Annotated in this window: 9 protein-coding genes, 1 tRNA gene and 1 pseudogene; 6 read left to right on the top strand and 5 right to left on the bottom strand. The window is 69.3% G+C overall.

The features are described from left to right. Window positions 1-140: 140 nt before the first annotated feature. Complete coding sequence (locus tag B9A95_RS17045) at window positions 141-1,292, bottom strand: FAD-dependent oxidoreductase (RefSeq protein ID WP_245808346.1); 1,152 nt, start codon at window positions 1,290-1,292, stop codon at window positions 141-143. Between the two features lie 80 nt (window positions 1,293-1,372). Between B9A95_RS17045 and B9A95_RS17050 the strand changes: the two genes are divergently transcribed. The 3 genes from B9A95_RS17050 to B9A95_RS17060 are packed head-to-tail and all read left to right on the top strand — an operon-like array spanning window position 1,373 to window position 6,617. Further along, window positions 1,373-2,626: a SpoIID/LytB domain-containing protein gene (locus tag B9A95_RS17050; protein WP_084048394.1), complete on the top strand. Its 1,254-nt coding sequence runs from the start codon at window positions 1,373-1,375 to the stop codon at window positions 2,624-2,626. After that, complete coding sequence (locus tag B9A95_RS17055) at window positions 2,616-5,459, top strand: LPS-assembly protein LptD (RefSeq protein WP_139806842.1); 2,844 nt, start codon at window positions 2,616-2,618, stop codon at window positions 5,457-5,459. Before B9A95_RS17050 ends, B9A95_RS17055 begins: the two co-directional genes overlap by 11 nt. A 36-nt stretch (window positions 5,460-5,495) precedes the next feature. Next, window positions 5,496-6,617, top strand: a complete 1,122-nt coding sequence (locus B9A95_RS17060) for a hypothetical protein (protein ID WP_245808347.1) — start codon at window positions 5,496-5,498, stop codon at window positions 6,615-6,617. Between the two features lie 6 nt (window positions 6,618-6,623). Here B9A95_RS17060 and B9A95_RS17065 read toward each other — a convergent pair whose 3' ends face one another. Then, window positions 6,624-7,640 (bottom strand): serine hydrolase domain-containing protein, encoded by a 1,017-nt coding sequence (locus B9A95_RS17065; protein WP_084048396.1) that lies wholly within the window; start codon window positions 7,638-7,640, stop codon window positions 6,624-6,626. An 85-nt stretch (window positions 7,641-7,725) separates the two neighbouring features. On the opposite strand from B9A95_RS17065, the gene B9A95_RS17070 reads away from it, so the two are divergent. Then, the gene (locus B9A95_RS17070) at window positions 7,726-9,807 is read left to right on the top strand and encodes a S9 family peptidase (protein ID WP_084048397.1); all 2,082 of its coding nucleotides are present in this window, start codon (window positions 7,726-7,728) and stop codon (window positions 9,805-9,807) included. A gap of 105 nt (window positions 9,808-9,912) precedes the next feature. On the opposite strand, the gene B9A95_RS17075 is transcribed toward B9A95_RS17070, so the two are convergent. The 3 genes and pseudogenes from B9A95_RS17075 to B9A95_RS36595 all read right to left on the bottom strand — a co-directional run bounded on the left by B9A95_RS17075 (window position 9,913) and on the right by B9A95_RS36595 (window position 12,006). Further along, on the bottom strand, window positions 9,913-10,431 hold the full coding sequence (locus B9A95_RS17075; RefSeq protein WP_084048398.1) for a GNAT family N-acetyltransferase: 519 nt from the start codon (window positions 10,429-10,431) through the stop codon (window positions 9,913-9,915). 3 nt (window positions 10,432-10,434) lie between these two features. Continuing rightward, the gene (locus B9A95_RS17080; RefSeq protein WP_084048399.1) at window positions 10,435-11,001 is read right to left on the bottom strand and encodes a helix-turn-helix domain-containing protein; all 567 of its coding nucleotides are present in this window, start codon (window positions 10,999-11,001) and stop codon (window positions 10,435-10,437) included. 4 nt (window positions 11,002-11,005) lie between these two features. Then, window positions 11,006-12,006 (bottom strand): annotated as a pseudogene (locus tag B9A95_RS36595) (asparaginase). A 57-nt stretch (window positions 12,007-12,063) separates the two neighbouring features. On the opposite strand from B9A95_RS36595, the gene B9A95_RS17090 reads away from it, so the two are divergent. Next, window positions 12,064-12,139: transfer RNA gene (locus B9A95_RS17090), tRNA-Asp, on the top strand. A 233-nt stretch (window positions 12,140-12,372) separates the two neighbouring features. Continuing rightward, window positions 12,373-14,283, top strand: coding sequence for a biosynthetic arginine decarboxylase (gene speA, locus B9A95_RS17095; protein ID WP_084048400.1), 1,911 nt, complete (start codon window positions 12,373-12,375; stop codon window positions 14,281-14,283). The last annotated feature ends 8 nt before the right edge of the window (window positions 14,284-14,291 follow it).

A 14,291-nucleotide genomic window follows, 5' to 3' on the forward strand; every position in this document is an offset into this window, starting at 1 on the left:
CGGTTCGGCGGGGGCAAACGTGCAGCGCGCAGGCTGGAAGCGTTACTCCCGGTACCTGCCAGTAATTCGCGCTGCGTTCATGACCAGCAGCATAGGGCGAAGGGGAGAGGGGAAGCCGGGCGCGAGGTAGACAAGGGGGATCATCCTTCCCAGGGCCGCTCCTCCACGCCCGCGACCTTCGCCGCGAGGTCGTAGGCCACGGCCAGCCCCAGCGTGTCGGCGTGGGGACCGCCGAGCAGGAGGTGGAGCCCGGGGGCCACCTCCTCGTGCCGGGGCGGTGCGGTGGGGTCCCCGTCCGGCAGGGCCAGCCACGCGCCGGGAATATCCGCCAGGCTGCGGCCCACTTCCAGCGCTTCCGTGCCGAGGGGTGGCAGGACCCCCATCCGCTCCACCAGGTCTTCGAGCGTCTCACGGCGAATGCCCACCGGAACGCCGGTCAGGCGGCCGCCGATCGGCGTGTAGCCATGCGGATCGCGGTGGTGAATGGGGGGAATCAACGTGAAGCCGCCGTGCTGCGGGCGCAGGGTCAGGCCATCCACGCGCAGGACCGGGGTGGCCTCACCCGAGGGCGTGTTGAGCCTGGGCGCCTGACGGTAGGCCCGGCCGTGGCCGGTGTGCAGGCCCAGACCGTGCTCCGCGCCGGGAGGACCATCTGCGCCCATCGCCACGATCACCACTCCGGCGAGGACCTCGCGGCTCTCGTGGGTCACGACCTCATGGGTGTTGGTCACTGTCAGTCGGTCCAGCCGCACGCCGCCCGGCGTGAGGTGCGCGTGCGTGTTGAGCAGCAGGTCCGCGCCCGCCCGCACCGCCCTCTGCCCGCAGGCAAGGGCCACGGCTCCAGGGCGGTAGGTGGCCGCGCCTTCGTCCACCTGCGCGAAAGGCAGGGCTTCCGGGTCCACCAGGTGGGCCAGCTCCGGAAAGCGGGGCAGGAGGGAGGGGGTAGGCACGGCCCCCGCCGCTTCCCGGGTCAGCAATTCGAGCAGGGGGCGCGCCTGCCAGGACACGTCACCAAACTCGCGTTCTGTCTGGGCGCGGGTCCAGGCGGCCTCCGCTCGGCGTTCTGGGGAAACGTTCAGCGCCGTCCACACGCCCGGGGCAAGGACCGTCGCGCCTTCCTCGTTGGGCAGGCCGCCGCGCTCGACGAGCAGGAGGCGCAACTCCGGCGCGAGGCGGCGCAGGAAAAAGGCACACGCCGCGCCCATCCGTCCCGCGCCCAGCACCACCGCGCCGTACCCGCGTTCGGAAAACGGCTGCCCCACGTGTGCCCAGACCCGGCCTGCTGCCCCCATGGGTCTCATGATGCCGCCTGCCGCGCCAGAATGCGCTCTCACGGGGGGTGCATGAACCTCCCTTTATACTCTCGGGGCACATGCGGTCACTCCTGCTTACGCTGGCACTCTCCGGGACGGTGGTGTCCGGGACCCTCTCGACGGCCGGGGCGCTCAGCGTCCGGGTGCTTGTCGCGAGTGGCCCCGAGCTGACAATCCGCCTACCCGCGCCCCAGGCGCCGGCCTCCCCGGCACCGCTGCTGCCCTCCCCGCCCGTCACCCCAACGGCGCCCACCCCTGAAAACGTCTGGACGGTGGGGGTTCGCGGAGGCACCCTCACCCTCAACGGCCAGGATGCGGGCAGCACGAGCCTGTACCTGCCGCCTGCACCGGGAAGCACCGTGACGCTGGCGGGGAAGCTCTACCGGGGCGGCGTGCTGCTGCGCGTGGAAAAGGGTGGGGTCCAGGCGATCAACGTGGTGGACGTTGAGGACTACCTGCGCGGCGTGGTGGCCGCCGAGATGCCCGCCTCGTGGCCCACCGAGGCGCTGCAGGCACAGGCGGTGATCGCGCGGACCTACGTGGCCGCCCGCATCAACCCGGCCCTGCCCTACGACACCTGCGCCACCGAGAGCTGCCAGATGTACGGCGGCGTGGCGGCGGAAAAGGCCGGCTCCGACGCGGCGGTGCGGGCCACAGCGGGACAGGTGGTGGCCTACGGCGGCAAGCCTGCCAGCACGTACTTTTCCAGCGATTCCGGCGGCTACACGGCGTCGAGCGCGGAGGTCTGGGGCCGGGACCTGCCCTACCTGCACGCCAAGGTCGACCCTTACTCGGCAGGCGGACCCCGGTCGCGCTGGCGGCTGGAGCTGGGGGCCGCGCAGGTGACCGACGCCGCCAGCCGTGCCGGAGTGCGGGTGGGCACCCTACGCGACGTGCGCGTTACCCGCGCCAGCGAGTCGGGCCGCGTGCAGGAGGTGACGGTCACGGGCGAGAAGGGAAGCGCACGCCTGAGCGGCGCGGACGCGAGCGGTTTCGTTCGGGCCCTGGGAGCCGCGAGCAGCCGCGCGAGCCTGAGCGGCCCCGTGGGCCCGAACACCCCGCTGGTCGTCGAGGGTTACGGCTCCGGGCACGGGGTGGGCCTGTCGCAGTACGGTGCGCTGGGGCTCGCACGCCAGGGCCAGGGGCACCTGAACATCCTGGGCTTCTACTACCCCGGCACCACGCTGGGGGTGCTGGCCGGAGCTGCGGGCCCGGTGGGGGCGCAACTCGCGCAGGCCGGTCCGCTGCCCCAGCCCTTTGCTCCGCCGCCCAGGACGCTCGCCCTGATTCAGACGGGCGCGAATGTCCAGTAAAGCGGTGGGCCGACGCTTCGGGCGGGGTCAGCGGACCGGTGGGTTGAAGCGCGGCACCCTCGCCGCCGTCACCTCGCTGGCCGGACTGCTGGGTCTGGGCGACGCTGGGGCACGCACGGTCAAGATCGTGCAGGCGCAGACGCTCGAACTGCGGCGGGTCGACGGTCAGGAACTGGTGATCATCACCGGCGACGCGAAGGGACCGGTGGAGTTGCGCGTGGACGACGACGTGGTGCGGGCCCGCCGCGTCGAGTACAACCGCACCACCCGCACCCTGACGCTGGTGGGGGCCGCCACCTACCACACGGCCAAGGACAACCAAGACCTCCGTGGCGAGAACCTCGTTGTGGACCTCGCGGGCGAGCAGCTGACCGGCGAGGACGTGCTGATCAGCGACGCAGACATCGAGATTCGCGGCGGTGAGATTGAGCGCGTGCCGGGGCAACTGCGGGCCACGAACGGCTACTTTACGCCCTGCGCCAAGTGCGGGCGCAATCCGAACGATTACGCCTTTCGTGCCGAACGCCTGATCGTGTATCCGGGCGACCGGCTGGTGGCGTACCGGGCGCAGCTGCTGCTCGCCGACGTGCCGGTGCTGTACCTGCCAGTGATCGTGCTGCCCCTGGGGGACCCCGAGCGGCAGCCCCGGCTCGTGGCGGGCAACGACAGCGTGGACGGCCGCACCATCGAGGCGGACCTGCCCTTTTCCATTGGGGCAAGCACGTTGGGCACCACCCTGATCCGCTACTACCAGAACCGCTCGCCCATCCTGGGCCTGGGGGTGGCGTTGCGCTCGTACAGCCCGCTGCCCTACGTGGACCGGGTGAACCTGTATACGCTCGCGAACCCCAAGCCTTTCCTGACCGGCGGCACGCCGCAGACCGGCTACGACGTGGACCTGGATTTCTCGGTGCGGGGGCGCGTGCCGGTACAGCTGGCGGTCAAGGACCTGGACTACAGCCTGAACGTGGTGCGGCGCGACATCGGTAGGCGTGAGGATGATCCCGAGCGTGGGGTAACGCGGGTGGACTTTGGCGCGAAGGTGGAGTATTCGCGCTTTTCTGCGGAATTCAACTACGTGGACCGCTACGGCCCCGAGCCCACAGAAGGGCTGAGTACGCCCCTCAAGCACCCCGAGGTCGTGCTGGACCCCAAGCTGTACACGCGGGGCAACTTCAGCGCGGACTTCAAGGTGACGGCGGGACGTTACACGGCGGGGGTCAACACGCTCTCGCGCCGTGCCCTCGAGCAGGCGAACGGCGGAGCGAACATCACAGCGACGCGGCTCGAGGAAACCCACACCCTGAGCTACAGCGCCCAGCCTTGGAAAAACGCCGCGTTCAGCGTTCGCAACGCCTTTACCGGGCGCTACTACAGCACGGGGGCGCGAACGGTGCAGCTGGAAGTCGGCACTGAGCTGGTCCAGCGGTTTAACGACGCGAATACCGTGACCGTGCGCTACGGGTATATCCGCAACGAGGGGAACAGCCCCTTCTATTTCGACCGGGTGACGAAGCGCTTCAGCGCGCCGCTGAGCCTTGACGTCTCCACCGTACCGGTCAAGGACGTGACGTTCAGCGTCTCGGCCTCCCGCGACTTTTTCCAGCCCTGGAACAAGCAAACCGCCACGGGCTTCCGCCTGAACGTGAGCCGCACGCCCGTCAACCTGTCGTCGGCCCTCTCGTACGACTTTTTCGAAAAGGAGCTGGAAAGCGCGGACTTCAGCCTCACGCTGGGCGACAGCGGAGCGCGGGGCACGCCCTTGACGCCCGCGCCGACCCGTGACGGCAAGCCCGCCGCCCCCGCGCCCTTCCGCGCCAAATGGCCCGCGCCGAACCTGACGCTGACGACGAACGGAAGTTATAGCCGCACGACCGGCTACGGGCCGTTCACGGTGCGGGCCACCGTCACGGGGGACAACCGGGCGAACAACTTCAGCGTCTCGGTGACCCGCGATCCCAACACCCATGAGTTCAGCAGCGTGAGCGCCGACTTCACGGGTGTGGGACGCCAGGACACCGTGCTCAACGCCCTGTCCTTCCGGGGGCAGGAGACGCTGAGCCTCCCTTCCTCCGCCGGCCTCACGCCGCCGCGCCTGAGTGGCAGCTACAGCGTTAGCTGGCGCGGGGCGTATACCCTGTCTACCTCGCACGACCTCGCCCTCGCGCAGTCCGACACCGCGAAATACAGCGGCACGGTCAGCTTCAGCGTGGGCTCGCTGGCGGGCCAGGCGACGAACTGGCAGCTGACCTACGGTGGGCCCTACGACCTGCGCCGGGCGGGTTTTACCCAGCCGGCCCTCACCGGCAGCCTCAACGCCACCCGGCCCGGGGAGAGCCTGGCGCTGAGCGCCACGGTCAATACACCGGGGCTGGACCAGCAGCGCACCGAAGTCGTGCGGGCAGATCTGAATGCCAACTGGCAGTTCGGCGTGCGGGTGGCCCTGTCTGGCCGGGCCTCGTACTATCGCCAGCGCAGCGGCACCTTCCCCAACGACCTGGCGACCGATACCCTCATTCTGGATCCGCTGCGGGTGGGCATCGCCATCGGAAATGGACCCCGCCCCGGCGCGTACCTGACCGGCAGCCTGCGCCAGACCTTCACCTGGAAGGACGGCGAGCGGGTGGACCCCAAGCCGCTCGCCCCCGTGATTGGCCTGACCATCGACCGCTGCTGCTGGGCCGCCCAGGCGGAGATCGACCTCAGCCTGGGGCGCTACCGCCTGGGCGTGAGCCTGCCGGGCAGCAAGAGTTACCCCCTGTTCGAATACGGCACAGGCGGCCTGAACGTGCCCCTGCTGCCCGACGCCATCAACCCCGGCGCGACGCGCTAAGGGCCCGCTCCCCCTTCTTCCCGGAGGCCACCCACCTTGACCCGCTCCTTCCCGCTGCTCCTGTCCGCCCTGCTGCTGACCGCCTGTACCGGTACGGAAGACGCCACGCCGTCCCTGCGCCTCGCGGTGCTGACGAGCGGCGGCGCGACCGTTCGTACCGTCACGCTGGACGGCAGCGACGGCTCAACCTCGCCTGAAGGCACGCCGGTGACCGTAACGGGGGGTGTGGACCTCGACACCCTGCCCGTGGGCAACCGGCTGGCCCTCACGCTGAGCACCGGCATCGAGAGCCGCAGTGCTGGCCTCTCGGACGTGCAGGCCTTCGCGCCGCCCTTCGGCGCGGAAGGGTTTACCTCGCCCTGCCTGAAGGCCACCGTGCTCAACGCCCAGCGTGACCGGCTGCTGACCCTCAGCCAGTGCGACACGCCCGGGACGACGAACGGGCCGCAGCAACTCGCGCTGTACCGCACGTCCGGTACCCTGGTGTGGCGGGCCGCGCTGCCGACCCCCTTTCTGGTGACTGGCCCCGACGTACCGCCCGTCCGAATCGCCCTGGTCCGGGAAAACGGGGTGGACGTGGGCGTGGTGTCCCGGCCCGCCCTTGGAGGCGGCAGCGAGGTGATGCGCGCGGCCGCCACCACGACCGGAGCCGAGCGCGCCGACGTGAGCACGCCGTTCCCCACCGTGAATATCCGTGACCTTGCCCCGGCACTGGGGGGCAGCGCGGTCTACGCGGCCACGGATACGGGCGTGCAGCCGCTGACCAGCGTGGGTGTCCCCAACCCGCAAGCGGCCCTGAGCGCCTTCGGCAGCGAGCGGGTGGACCGGCTGTGGACCTCGGTGGGCAGCGGCGTCGGCGGTGGGTTGATCGCCGCGTGGCGGGATGCGGGGAGCGGCGTCTCCTCGTCCCTGCGCCTGTGGGACGTGGCAGACACGGCGCGGACGGCGGCGGCGAACGTGGGCCTGATCTCGGACCTGCGCGACGTGACGTTCGCGCCCGATGGAAGGCTCTACGCCTTGACGCGCACCAGCCTGACGAGCTACGACACCCTCCTGGGCCTGCGCCAGGGCAATTGGCAGCTGACGTCAGTCCTGTCCAATCTGAACGAAGCCCAGGCGGTGGCGTGGGTGGTGCCCCCGGTAGAACCGGCACGCTGAGCCCTCCTACCTTCCGGCGTTCAGCACCCCCAACGCGGCCCCCACCACCGCGCCGCGCCGTCCCATAAGCGGCACGCCCCCGCGCACCAGCAGCGTGAACACCGCGCCGTCTGCCGGACGAAAGCCCAGGGCCGTACGTGTTCCGCGCGCCACGCCATCGTGCCACCAGATGTCACCAGTGATAAACCAGCCCGGGGCAACGCCCATGACGTGGGCGGGCAGACCCGGTGGGCGCCGCACGTCCCGCCAGTGTTCGCCTGCCCGGCCGTCGAGGTGCGCCGCTCCGAACGCGAGGAGGTCCGCTGCTGCGCCGAAGAGCCCTCCGGCCCCGGCGAGCGGCCCGAAGCCCGTGACGCCTGCGCCCAGCAGCGTGGTCGTGGGCGTGACGAGCCGCCCCGCGTCCGGCGAGAGGGTCACGCTGCCCAGACCCACCGGTCCGGTCACGTACCGGGCGAGCGCCCGCCCGTAGCCCGCCGCGCTCGGCTCCTCGCCCGCCGCGCAGGCCAGGGCGAGGGCCAGTACGCCCGCGCCCAGATTGGAGTAGGTAAAGCGCCCCGCCGCCCGCGAGGAGGCCCAGCGCCGGGCACTCGCGATGGCGTCGCGCGCGCTCATGCCGCCGTAGGGGTCTTGAAACCGGGTCAGGGTGGTCAGGGCGGCCCGCGCCGGGTGGGCGGGCAACCCCGCCGTATGCGTGGCCAGCGCCCGGGGCGTGATGAAGGGGGGAAGGCCCCGAAACGCTCCGCCCAGGGAAGCGAGGGGAAGGTCCCAGTCCAGCGCTCCTGCCCGCACCAGGGCCGACGCGAGGGCCGAAGTGAAGGGCTTGCTCACGCTCGCGAGCTCGAACACGCCGCCTTCCGGCACACCGCACAGGCCCCGCACGACCTCCTGCCCAGCCCGCCGCGCTCCCAGCACTCCGCCCCGCCGCAGCGCGCCGCGCAGCCACGGCAGGGCTTCGGGCGCCTCATGGCCCAGCACCGCCTCGGCCCCAGACAGGGCCGCCCGCACAGGGTCACGGCGAAACATGGACGCAGGCTAGAGCATCGGGCCGCGTCCTGGTCCGGGGCATCCTCGCCCCGCGCCCCGTTTCCCGGCTGCTACGCTCAGGTTCATGACCTCCACCCCGCCCCAAGCGCCCAAAAAGCCCCTTATCCATACGCTGCACGGCGAATCGAGGCCCGACAGCTACCACTGGCTGAAGACGCAGGGCAAAACGGACGCCGAGGTGCTGGACTATCTGAACGCAGAAAACGCGTACCTTGACGCCCTCATGGCTCCCCTGCGGGACACGCAGCGCGCCATCTACGCAGAGCTGCTCTCGCACGTGCAGGAGCGCGACGATCAGCCTCCGGTCCACGAGGGCGACTGGCTGTACTTCACCCGCACCGAGGAGGGTCAGGCCCACCCCATCTTCCTGCGCCGCCCGCTGGCCGGGGGTGAGGAACAGGTGCTGCTGGACCTCAACGCCCTGAAGGAGCGCGAGGGCCACGCCAACGTCTGGGTCTACAACACCTGCCCGAGCCCGGATGGCCGCCGCTGGGCCTACCTGCTCGATACCACGGGCCAGGAGGTCTTCGAACTGCGGGTGCTGAATACGGCGACGGGCGAGCTCGCCGAGGCGGCGCTGACGGGCGTGGGTGGCTGGACGCTGGCGTGGAGCGCTGACGGCTCTCACCTCTACTACTCGCGCGACGACGCCACGCAGCGCTCGTACCAGCTGTGGAGGCATGGCCTGGGCCAGCTCCAGGACGCGGACGAGTTGCTGTATGGAGAGGACGACGCCACCTTCCGCATCGGGGCCGGGCTCGCCGAGAACGGCGAAACCCTGCTCCTCGCCTCCCAGGCGGGCATCACCTCCGAGTGGTTTGCCCTGGATGCCCGGGACAACGGGGCCCGTCCAGGGGTCATCGTGCCCCGCGAGCGCGGCGTGGAGTACCGCGCGGCGGACGGCGGGGACCACTGGCTCATCCTGACGAACCAGGGGGAAGCGGCGGAATTTCGCCTCGTCCGCCTGCCCAAACGGGAAGGCCTGAGCTGGGCGGACGCGCAGGACGTGCTGTCCCACGACCCGGAGCGTTACCTGACGGGCATGCACCTCTTCCGCTCGCACCTGCTTGTCGCCGGGCGGGAGGACGGTTTTACGCAACTGTGGGTGCTGCCCCGGACCCCTGAAGGCTACGGCCCTGCCCGCCGCGTGGCGTTTGCCGAGGAGGGCTACACCGTCCGCATCGGTTCCAACCGTGTCTTCGACACCACCACCGCCCGCATTCTGTACACCAGCCTGACCCGCCCCACCGAACACCTCGATCTGGACCTGAATACGCTGCAAACGGCGCTGGTGAAGGCCACGCCCGTTCCCAACTACGATCCAGCCCAGTACGTGGCCGAGCAGGTCTGGGCCACAGCGCCGGACGGCGAGCAGATTCCGGTAAGCCTGGTCCGTCACCGCGGCACCGCCCTGCCGGCGCCCACCCTGCTGTACGGTTACGGCGCCTACGGCTTCTCGATGGACCCGGCCTTTACCGTCAGCCGCCTGCCCCTGCTCGACCGGGGCTGGGTCTGGGCCATCGCCCACATCCGGGGTGGCAGCGAACGGGGTCGGCGCTGGTACGACGCGGGCAAGCTGGGGCAGAAGATGAACACCTTCACCGACTTCATCGCGGCCGGCGAGCATCTGAAGGCCAGTGGTGTGGCGGGTGACCTCGTGGCAATGGGCCGCAGCGCGGGTGGCCTGCTGATGGGCGCGGCGATCAACCTCCGCCCGGACCTCTTCCGCGCCGCTTTTGTGGGCGTGCCCTTCGTGGACGTGCTCTCCACGATGCTCGACGCTTCCATTCCCCTGACCACCAATGAGTACGACGAGTGGGGCAACCCGAACGGGCCCGACGCCTACGCCGCCATGCGGCAGTACAGCCCCTACGACAACCTCAAGGCGAGCGTGTATCCACACCTGTTCGTCTCCACGGGCCTCAACGATCCCCGCGTCGCCTACTGGGAACCTGCCAAGTACGTCGCCCGGTTGCGCGACCTGCGTGCACCCGGCAGCGGCCAACTGGTCCTCAAAACCAATATGGGCGCGGGCCACGGCGGCAGCAGCGGCCGCTACGACGCCCTGAACGAGGCCGCTGAGGAGTACGCCTTCGCGCTCGCCGCCGTCTCGGGTGAACTCAACGGTGGGGAAGAGGAGCAGTAAAAAAGCCGTCCCTCGCGCGGTGATGGAAATCGGGCGGGATACGCGGGAGCCCGACTTGCGCAGGCGAGACGCGGAAGATTCTCAAGTTCCGCGTCCCGCTCTGGCTCACCCGGTACGCTTCCAGTAGATCAGCGTCCCCGTCAGACCACCGTGCGGCTTGAGGGCAAAGTCGGGAATCTCGCCCGTAAGTTGAAATCCCAGCTGTTCATACAGGCCGGCTGCACCGCCATCCGTCGCCGTATCCAGCACCAGCAGGGTGCGGCCATGCTGAACGGCGAGGGCTTCCGCCGCGCGCAGCAGGGCCGAGGCAATTCCCCGTCCCCGCCAAGCTGCTTTGGTCATCATCTTGGCAATCTCGGCGCGATGGGGCTGGTTGGGCGGAAGGTTCAGGAGCAGGGTGACGGTGCCCACCAGGGTTTCACCGTCCCAGGCCCCCAGGACGATCCGCTCGCCACGTTCCGCTGCGTTGAGGGCAGAGCGCCAGAACGCGCCGGCCTCCTCTGGCGCAAGGGGATGCATAAAGCCCACCGAGCCGCCCCCGGCCACGGTTTCAACCAGCAGGTCTCGCAGGGCTTCGAGGACGTGCGGGGCGGCCGTCAGCGGACGAATTTCGGTCGCTGCCATGGCTTACCTCCGCGCCAGCATCACGAGGTAGCTGCAGGGCGCGCCGCTCTCGTTGGCAAACGTGACTTCGGTGGGGGGGCCGAAGCCCAGGGCGTCGCCCGGCTGAAGCACTTCGCGCCGTCCGCCTTCCACGAGCGCCAGTTCTCCCCTTTGCACCCGCACCACCTGCCGGATATGCGCGTAGGAGGAGGCGGGCATCACCACCCGCGCTCCGGCGGGCAACTCCACCTCCACCACCTCCACCGGATGGTCCGGGCACGCAAAGACCTGCTTGCGGACGTAGCCCGTTTCCGGGTCACGCCACAGCGGCTGATCAGCGGCGCGCGCGAGGCGCTCGCCCCCATCCTCGGCCCGCAGGAGCAACCCCGCCAGCGTCAGGTCGAACGCTCCCGCCAGCCGCACCAGCGTGACGGCGGTGGGGCTCATCTCCCCGCGTTCGATTTTGCTCACGCTCGCCTTCGAGACGCCCGAACGTGCCGCGAGTTCGGCCTGGGACCAGCCCCTCGCCTCCCGTTCCAGCAGGAGGCGAAGGGCCAGCCGACGTCCTGTGTTGTCTACTATTGTGTCCATGCGACTACTTTAGTGGGCAAGAGGAGACCCGCCTGGCAAGCCGTCTATTCAGCGTAGGGGCAGGTGGACCTCCACCGTTCCCACCGCTCTTCCCGCCCAGTTGTGCAGCTTTTGGGGAGCCAGGGCCCGCAGTTCCGGCGTGGCCTCCCATCCGAGGGCTTCCAGCAGGGCCAGCGTGACGTGGGGCCGCGCTCGCCGCCATCTTCCACCTTGAGGGCAATCCCGAGGGGGCCGTGTGGACTGCCCCGCCAGGCCAGGCCGTAGAACGCCTCCGCCCCGCCGCGAGGCCAGGCACCAGTGGCATCAGCGCTGTATCCAGCCGCCTCTGCCCGGCGATGCGGAAGGGGTGCGCGGTTATGGCAGCGGAGATCCGCTCCAGGGCCGGCGCCAGTTCGCCCTGTGGTGCGGAGATCCGCGCGAACAGCCGGGCAGAGGCGTGCGAGGGCGGGAACGCTGCACCCATCGGTGCCTTCGTGACCCTGCTGCAGCGGCACCCCGCCCAGTTCAGCGTGGAGTTCGCGGATGCGGATTTGCAGGGGGTGGGCACGCTCCGGGTATCCCTCGCGTGGCCAACCGTTCAGGACGCAGGCCAGCAGCATTCCCGCATGTTTGCCCGAGCAGTTGTGGTGCAGCGGCGTGGGCGCCTCGCCCCGCCGAAGCAGCTCCGCCGCCGTCTCGGAGTCGAAGGGCGGGTGTGCGCCGCATTGCAAATCGGTCAAGGCGCTGCCCGAGCGGGCCAGCAGCCGCCACCGCCTGCTGCTCGGGCGTGCCCGCATGACCCGTGCAGGCGGCGGCGAGTTCGTCGCCCGGCAGGTCCGGCGAGGCCAGCGCGAGGGGCAGCGCCTGAAAGGGCTTGGAGCTGGGGCGCGGAAAGGTCACGAGGTCTGGGTCACCGCAAGAGGCGATGAGCTGCCCGGAGGCGTTCACCACCGCCGCGTGAATTCGGTGGACGCTCTCGGCCAGACCGCCCCGCCGAAAGAGCACGTGCGCCTCGTCTGAAGGCATGGCCCAGGCGAGCGCGGCTTGACTTCTGACGCCCCGGCCTTTAACCTCTTGTCCGCTGGTCCGGTAGTGTAGCGGTTAGCATAACTGCCTGTCACGCAGTAGGTCGCGGGTTCAAATCCCGTCCGGACCGCCAGAAGAAGAGAGCGGAGCCACATTCAAGGCTCCGCTCTCTTCGTGTTGGAGCCGTGGGCTTTTGACCCCGGGTCTTGAGCAAAAGCCAAGGGCCCAATTGCCACCCGCGCCCTCACTTCCCTCAGCTGCGTGCCGTATCATGCGCCCCGGTTTCGCACGGCGTCCGCCCAGTGCCCCAGGGCACTCCGAACCCCGCGCACGGCGAGCCTACCTTACCCACGGAGGACGCCTACCTTGACGACTTCAGTTTCCTTTTCCACCGCCGACGCTGCCGAGCTCTACCAGGTACCCAACTGGAGCGGCGGGTGGTTTCGCGTCTCCGACAAAGGTCAGATGGAAGTCACGCCGACGCCGGGGTTGCACGCGCCGCTGCGGTCCATCATTGACGACATTCTGGAGCGCGGCGAGAGCCTCCCCGTTATCCTGCGCTTTCCCCAGGTGGTGGCGGGGCGCGTCAAGCAACTGAACGAGGCGTTTGGCAAGGCCATCACCGAGTACGGCTATACGGGGCACTACCAGGGCGTGTTTCCCATCAAGGTCAACCAGCGCCGCATGGTGGTGGAATCGGTGGCTGCCGCCGGATACGAGTACGCGCACGGGCTGGAGGCGGGCAGCAAGGCCGAACTCGCCCTGTGCCTTGCGCAGCGGATGCACCCCGACGCCCTGCTGTGCTGCAACGGCTTCAAGGACGACGGTTTTATCAAGCTCGCGCTGTGGGGCCGCTCCCTGGGCAAGAACGTGGTTATCACGCTGGAGAAGTACGGAGAACTGGACCGGGTCCTCAAGCAGGCCCGCGCCCTGGGCGTCAAGCCCGCGCTCGGCGTGCGCTTCAAACTGCACGCACGCGGCTCGGGGCAGTGGGAGGAATCGGGCGGGGACCAGGCCAAGTTCGGCCTGAACGCCTACGAGATGCTGCGGGTGGTGGAGCGCCTCAAGGAAGAGGACATGCTCGACAGCCTCGTGATGCTGCACACCCACATCGGCTCGCAGATCACCGATATCCGCCGGGTCAAGGTGGCGGTGCGCGAGGCCACCCAGACCTACGCGGGATTGATCGCGGCGGGCGCGCAGCTCAAGTACCTCAATGTGGGCGGCGGCCTGGGCGTGGACTACGACGGCTCCAAGACCACCTTCTACGCGTCGATGAACTACACCCTGGGCGAGTACGCCGCCGACGTGGTGTACACCGTGCAGGAAACCTGCAAGGCGCGTGGAGTGCCCGAGCCCACCATCATTTCCGAATCCGGCCGCGCCCTGACCGCCCATCACGCGGTCCTCGTCATGCCGGTGGTGGATGTGACTGGACCGACGCGCAACCTCGATACCCTGGCGGCGCCGAGTGAGGACAGCCACCAGATCGTGAAGGACCTCGCGGATATCCTGGGCAACCTCAGCGCCCGCAACTACCGCGAGATGTACAACGACGCGGTGGGCGACAAGCAGACGCTGCACAACCTCTTTGACCTCGGGTACGTGACCTTGGATGACAGGGCCCGTGGCGAGGCGCTGTTCAACGCCATCTTGCGCAAGATCGCCAAGCTCATTCAGGGCGAGAAGTACGTGCCTGACGAACTCGAAGACCTGCAAAAGGTGCTGGCCGATCAGTACATCTGCAACTTCTCCCTGTTCCAGAGCCTGCCCGACAACTGGGCGATTCAGGCGCTGTTCCCGATTGTGCCGCTGGACCGCTTAAACGAGCGCCCCACCCGCCAGGGCACGCTGGTGGACATCACCTGCGACAGTGACGGCAAGATTGAGAAATTCATCGACCTGCGCGATGTCAAGGCCACCCTCCCCCTGCACGAGCCGGGAACCAAGCCCTACTACCTGGGCATCTTCCTGATGGGCGCGTATCAGGACGTACTGGGCAGCGCCCACAACCTGTTCGGCAAGGTCAACGAGGCCCACGTGACCATCCGTCCCGGGGGCCGCTACCACGTGGACCTGTTCGTGCGCGGGCAAAAGGCGCGGCGCATGATCGAATCCATGGGCTACGAGGAACCCATGCTGCGCGACTCCATCGAGGACCAGGCCGACGCGGCGCTGGAGGCGGGCACCCTGACCCCCGAGCAGGAAACGGAACTGCTCGAAGACTACGGTGAGGAGCTGCTGGGCTACACGTACCTGGAGTACGAGGAGGGCTAAGGGGAAGG

It is taken from the genome of Deinococcus hopiensis KR-140 (genome assembly GCF_900176165.1).
Lineage (GTDB): Bacteria > Deinococcota > Deinococci > Deinococcales > Deinococcaceae > Deinococcus > Deinococcus hopiensis.

Excerpts from the sequence above, each read along its gene's own strand:
- B9A95_RS17045 (WP_245808346.1), bottom strand. The coding sequence starts at position 1,292 with ATGGGGGCAGCAGGCCGGGTCTGGGCACACGTGGGGCAGCCGTTTTCC.
- B9A95_RS17050 (WP_084048394.1), top strand. The coding sequence starts at position 1,373 with ATGCGGTCACTCCTGCTTACGCTGGCACTCTCCGGGACGGTGGTGTCC.
- B9A95_RS17055 (WP_139806842.1), top strand. The coding sequence starts at position 2,616 with ATGTCCAGTAAAGCGGTGGGCCGACGCTTCGGGCGGGGTCAGCGGACC.
- B9A95_RS17065 (WP_084048396.1), bottom strand. The coding sequence starts at position 7,640 with ATGTTTCGCCGTGACCCTGTGCGGGCGGCCCTGTCTGGGGCCGAGGCG.
- B9A95_RS17070 (WP_084048397.1), top strand. The coding sequence starts at position 7,726 with ATGACCTCCACCCCGCCCCAAGCGCCCAAAAAGCCCCTTATCCATACG.
- B9A95_RS17075 (WP_084048398.1), bottom strand. The coding sequence starts at position 10,431 with ATGGCAGCGACCGAAATTCGTCCGCTGACGGCCGCCCCGCACGTCCTC.
- B9A95_RS17080 (WP_084048399.1), bottom strand. The coding sequence starts at position 11,001 with ATGGACACAATAGTAGACAACACAGGACGTCGGCTGGCCCTTCGCCTC.